Origin of the sequence: Novosphingobium sp. UBA1939, assembly GCF_002336885.1 — a bacterium.
In the GTDB taxonomy this organism is placed as follows: Bacteria; Pseudomonadota; Alphaproteobacteria; order Sphingomonadales; family Sphingomonadaceae; genus Novosphingobium.
Genome location: NZ_DDFB01000081.1, coordinates 1 through 4,776, shown reverse-complemented (window position 1 = coordinate 4,776; position 4,776 = coordinate 1). Strand labels below are relative to the sequence as shown.

Annotated in this window: 4 protein-coding genes; 3 read left to right on the top strand and 1 reads right to left on the bottom strand. The window is 63.1% G+C overall.

Features of this window, described 5'->3' with window-relative positions; genetic code table 11:
- From B3547_RS10975 to B3547_RS10965, 3 genes are all read left to right on the top strand, one after another.
- Window positions 1-598: hypothetical protein (locus tag B3547_RS10975; RefSeq protein ID WP_292963034.1), on the top strand; the 598-nt coding region annotated here is incomplete at its 5' end.
- Window positions 595-2,223: a hypothetical protein gene (locus B3547_RS10970; protein ID WP_186411785.1), complete on the top strand. Its 1,629-nt coding sequence runs from the start codon at window positions 595-597 to the stop codon at window positions 2,221-2,223. The genes B3547_RS10975 and B3547_RS10970, both read left to right, overlap by 4 nt.
- A 68-nt stretch (window positions 2,224-2,291) precedes the next feature.
- Window positions 2,292-4,340, top strand: coding sequence for an FAD-dependent oxidoreductase (locus B3547_RS10965; protein WP_292963027.1), 2,049 nt, complete (start codon window positions 2,292-2,294; stop codon window positions 4,338-4,340).
- A gap of 52 nt (window positions 4,341-4,392) precedes the next feature.
- Here the strand turns inward: B3547_RS10965 and B3547_RS10960 are convergent.
- Window positions 4,393-4,776 (bottom strand): YbaK/EbsC family protein (locus B3547_RS10960; RefSeq protein WP_292963025.1); only part of this gene is annotated, 384 nt, incomplete at its 5' end.

Sequence of the window (4,776 nt, the reverse complement as noted above, 5' to 3'; positions counted from 1 at the left end):
CGCCCTCGCGGCCCCGATTGCCGCGACGCCACCGGATATTCGCGCCTTCATCGCCCGGGTGGCGAGTGTGCGCGAGCCGGTGGCACGCCTCGATGCGGTACTCGGCCAGGCCGACGCACTCTCCGGTGCCCGGAGCTCGGCATACGTCCTCACCGTGGCGCAGCACCCGTTGGCGCCCGGCGAGCGCTGGACTGCCTTGCCTGGCCCGACCGCACCCTCCCGGACGTCCTATGTCGTCGCACAGACCGCAACGCTCGACCTGGCGCATACGAAGCATGTCGCGGGCTTGTTCATCGACGCCTGGAACGAGGTCGTACCGCAAGCCGAGCTCGACACTGCGATCGTCTTCGACGCACCCGCCGCCTCGCAAGCCGCACCTAACACCATGCTGCTGCTCGTGCCCGAGGCGTCGCGTGAAACCTGGACCGAGGATGACGTGCTCGCCCATTTACTTGAGGCGCTCGCGCTTGCCAAGCTGCGTGCCGTCGACCCCGACCTGGTCGCCCGCGCGGGCGCGCTGCTGCCTGCCTTGCTGCTGCTTGACGGCGACGGGACCGACAGCCTCGCCGATCTGTGGACGACGCCGGTAGCGCCATGAACTCACTCTACCTTCGCATCGAGCCACGCACGCGTGGCGACGACCTGACGCCAGGTCTGGCTGCGGCCGTGCACGACCCGGCTTGGTTGCTGGCCCGGCAATGGGTGATGGGCGAGTTCGACGGCGAGGACGCGGGTACACCGGTCCTGGCCAGTGCGACTCTACGCACCCACGCCTTCGCGGAACTTGAGTTGGCTACAGGTCGGCGCGTGCAGCTCGATCCGGCGGGACCGCCGCTCGATATGCTGATCGAGTGCGAGGTCACTCTGGCGGCGTCGCGATGGACGATGCGCCAACGCATCGATGTGGGGCGCGAGCTCGTGCACCGGCTGCGCGAAGCCGGCTTGATATCGCTGATCGGCGAAATCGCGCGCGAGTATCCTCTGGCGGTGCCGACCGGCGACGAGGCATTGCTCGATCCGCAGGCTGTAGCGCTGGCGCGCGTCGCAGCCGGACGGCTGCCCGACGGCAAGGCCTGCCACGACGACGCCGGAGCGCCCGGCTGCACGTTGACTCGGCTCGGGCTCTCCGACACCGACGCCGCACAGCTCAAGCCCGCGCTACAGGCATGGCGCGAGTGGCTGGCCGCCGTACATGCCGAACCCGGTGCCGGTCATGACGCCTGGGACGCCGAGCGCTTCGAATATCGTGCGCGCCTGCTCGCGCCAAGCTGGTCGCACGCGCTGGTCGCGGAAAGCGAACGCGGTGGGCGAGTGGGCTGGGCGAGCTTCGACGCCGTTGCCGTTCCGGCGAACGCGCCGCCGCCGGCGTCATTGACGATCACAACCCTCCCCACGCCGGTACGATTCCGCGGCATGCCGCTCCCTCGATATTTCGAGATGGAGGATGCGGGCATCGACCTGGGCGCCATCGATGCCTCGACCGCCGATCTGGCGCGCATGGCGCTGCTGGAATTCGGCCTCGTCTACGCCAACGACATGTTCATGGTCCCGGTACGCATGCCGATCGGTGTCGTAGCCGAGGTTGTCTCGCTCGAGGTCGAGGATAATTTCGGCCTTGCCACGCGTATTGCAAGCGCCGCGCGCGCACCGAGCGCTAACGATCCAGGCTGGAGCTTCATGACGCCGGCGACACCTGATGGCGGCCGCGTGCCGGCGCTGGTGCTGCCCCATGTCGCTGGTCATCCGCTCATCGGCCCGGTGATCGAGGACGTTCGACTCATGCGCGACGAGATGGCGAATCTTGTCTGGGCGATCGAGTATGCGACGGAAGGCGGAGATGGCCGTGCCAAGCCACGGGCGGAAACCGCTCCACCGGCGCCCGAGCGTGCCCCGGTGGCCGACGCTGCACTTGCCTATCGCCTGATGACTGCCGCGCCGCCGCACTGGTTTCCGCTGGAGCTGGAATCCGGGCTACCGCGTCGGCTGCGGCTCGCGCTGCTTGCGCCGTCTACCAGGGTTCCGCGTGGCTTGCTGCTACCCGCGCCCGGCGGCGTCATCCGCGAGGAGGAGGTCCCTCGCGAGGGTGTGCGCCTGCTGCGCGAGCGCGTACTGGCATGCAGCAGTAACGGAACAACCTACATATGGACCCGCCGTCGACGCGAGGTTGGCCGTGGAGAAGGAAGCAGCGGGTTGATGTTCGATGAGGTGGAGGCGCAGCCCTGATCCATTCTTGGTGCGCAGGTGACATTACGCCCCAATGACACGGCAAGCAGATCAGCGAGAATTCATACATGACACGGAGTTTCGATTTTGTCGTCGTCGGTGGCGGGCTGGCCGGTGCTACGGCCGTGGAAACCTTGAGAGCCGAGGGCGCCGAGGGAGGCATTCTCCTCCTGGGAGCAGAACGGCATCTCCCCTATCAACGGCCACCGCTATCGAAGCTTGCCATTACTGCCGAGCGGGCGCCGCCGCCCCGGCTCATTCTTAGCCAGACCAGGTACCGCGAACTGGACATCGATCTCGCCCTGGATAGTCCCGTCACGGCAGTTGATTCAAAGCGGCAGATGCTCCACACCTTGCCTGGAAAGAAGATCCACTATCAGAAGTTGCTGATCGCGACCGGCGCATCGCCCTGCCGTTTGTCTCTGCCCGGTGCGGCGCTTCCTGGCATTTTTCATCTTTACTCGCTGACCGATGCCGAATCCATCCGTTCGAGTGCGCACAAGGGACNNNNGTTCCAAGGCGAAGCTGCAGTTGAAGCGGTGGTGACTCAGGCCGGCAGAACCATTGCCTGCGATATGGTGGTGATCGGCGCCGGCGTGAGCCCTGAAACAGGTTTCCTGCGGGGAAGCGGCATCGAGGTTGGCGACGGTATTGTGGTCGATCGCTTTCTGCAAACCACGCAGCCCAATGTTTTTGCTGCCGGTGATGTCGCGAACTTTTTCGACCCGGTTTTCAACCGGCAGCACCGTATCGAACACTGGGACAATGCCATCAAGCAGGGAAAACTGGCGGCCCGGAACATGCTCGGCCAACGCCTCCCCTACGACGAGGTCCCCTATTTCTATAGTCAGATGTTCGATCTGAGCTTTAACCTGCTGGGCCTTTTCGAATCCGGGGATGAAAAAGTCGAGCGTGGATCCTTACAGGCCGGATCGTTCGCAGCCTTCTATCTGCGGGACGATGTGCCCCGCGCCCTCTTTTCCCTCGGCAGGCCGACGGACGAGACCAAGGTTGTTGAACTTCTCATCAAGCATCGGGTGAATCTCAAGTCCAGCAAACCGAGTCTGTCAGATCCAGACTACCAGCTGAGTCATATCCCCAACCAGACGATCTACATTCTGCAGGGCGGCGGTGCCTTTGGTGGATTCGAGTGTGGCGCAGTGAGAGCGCTGGAAGAATCCGGCATTCGCCCGGATGTGGTCGCCGGCGTCTCGATTGGCGCCTTCAATGGCGCAATCATTGCCGGCAACCCCGATCGAGCCGCCGATGCACTGGCGTCTTTCTGGAACGATATAAGCACCCTGTCGCCTGACTTGCCGGACGAGAGTCTACGCCAGCAGGTCGCTTGCGGGCTGATCGCCATGTTTGGCGTTCCCCAGTTCTTCAGGCCGCGCTGGTTCATGCCGATGCTCAGTCTGGAACAGATGCCAAGCCACTGGTCCAGCCTTTACGACACAACGCCGGCGATTAAACTGCTGGAAAAGTACGTTGATTTCAGCAAGCTGAAATCGAGCCCGGTCCGGCTGATGGTGAGTGCGGTCGATATCCAGACCAGCGAACTCGTTGTTTTCGACAGCTACGTTGACGACCTGACCCCCGAACACATCATCGCCAGCGGCAGTTTACCGCCAGGATTCCCGTGGACGACTATCGATGGCAAACACTATTGGGATGGGGGAATCGTCAGCAATTCGCCGTTGGACCTAGTGGTGAAACGCTGCGGTTCTGCCGGCAAGCGCGTCTTCATCATCGACCTGTTTCCCGGCACGAGAACTGCCTTGCCCGGCAATCTGGCGGAAGCCATGGCCAGGCAAAGCGAAATACTCTACTGCGAACGCATCCGCAGCGACGTGAAGACTCGCGACCTGATTCGCGACTTCCGGAAACTGGTCGATGAAATTGTCGCCGAAATGCCTGCCGATACCGTTGCCCGCCTCCGGCATCGGCCACGTTTCATCGAAATGATGGGCGAAGACGCGCCGATGACAATCACCCGCATTGTCCGGGAAAACAGCGAAGGCGAACCTTCATCGAAAGACTATGATTTTTCGCGACAGACCGTCGACCAGCTGATCGAGTCAGGTTACCGCATGACCCGCCAGGCGTTGGGGCTTTGAGTGGGCTGGATCGTCCGAATTTGACCGAATAGTCATTGCCAAGTCAGCGGAATCAGGGACCGCGCAGCAGGCAGACATCAACCCACTCGCCGTCGGTCACTGCGGCCAGTAGCGCCGGGCTGATCCGCACAGCGGTATGGATAGCGCCGGCAGCGGGCAATACTTCATCGAAATCCTGCAATGACTTGTCCAGATAGATCGGTAGTGGCTGCGCCAGACCAAACGGACAAACGCCGCCGACGGGGTGACCGGTAAGCGCGACAACCTCTTCCGGCGGTGACATCTTTCCCTTACCAAAGACGGCCTTGAATTTCCGGTTATCGATGCGTGCGTCGCCGCGTGCCACCAGAATGATGACGCGACCATCGCCCAAGCGAAAGGAGAGCGTCTTGGCGATACGGCCGGGTTCCACGCCGTGGGCTTGCGCGGCGAGTTC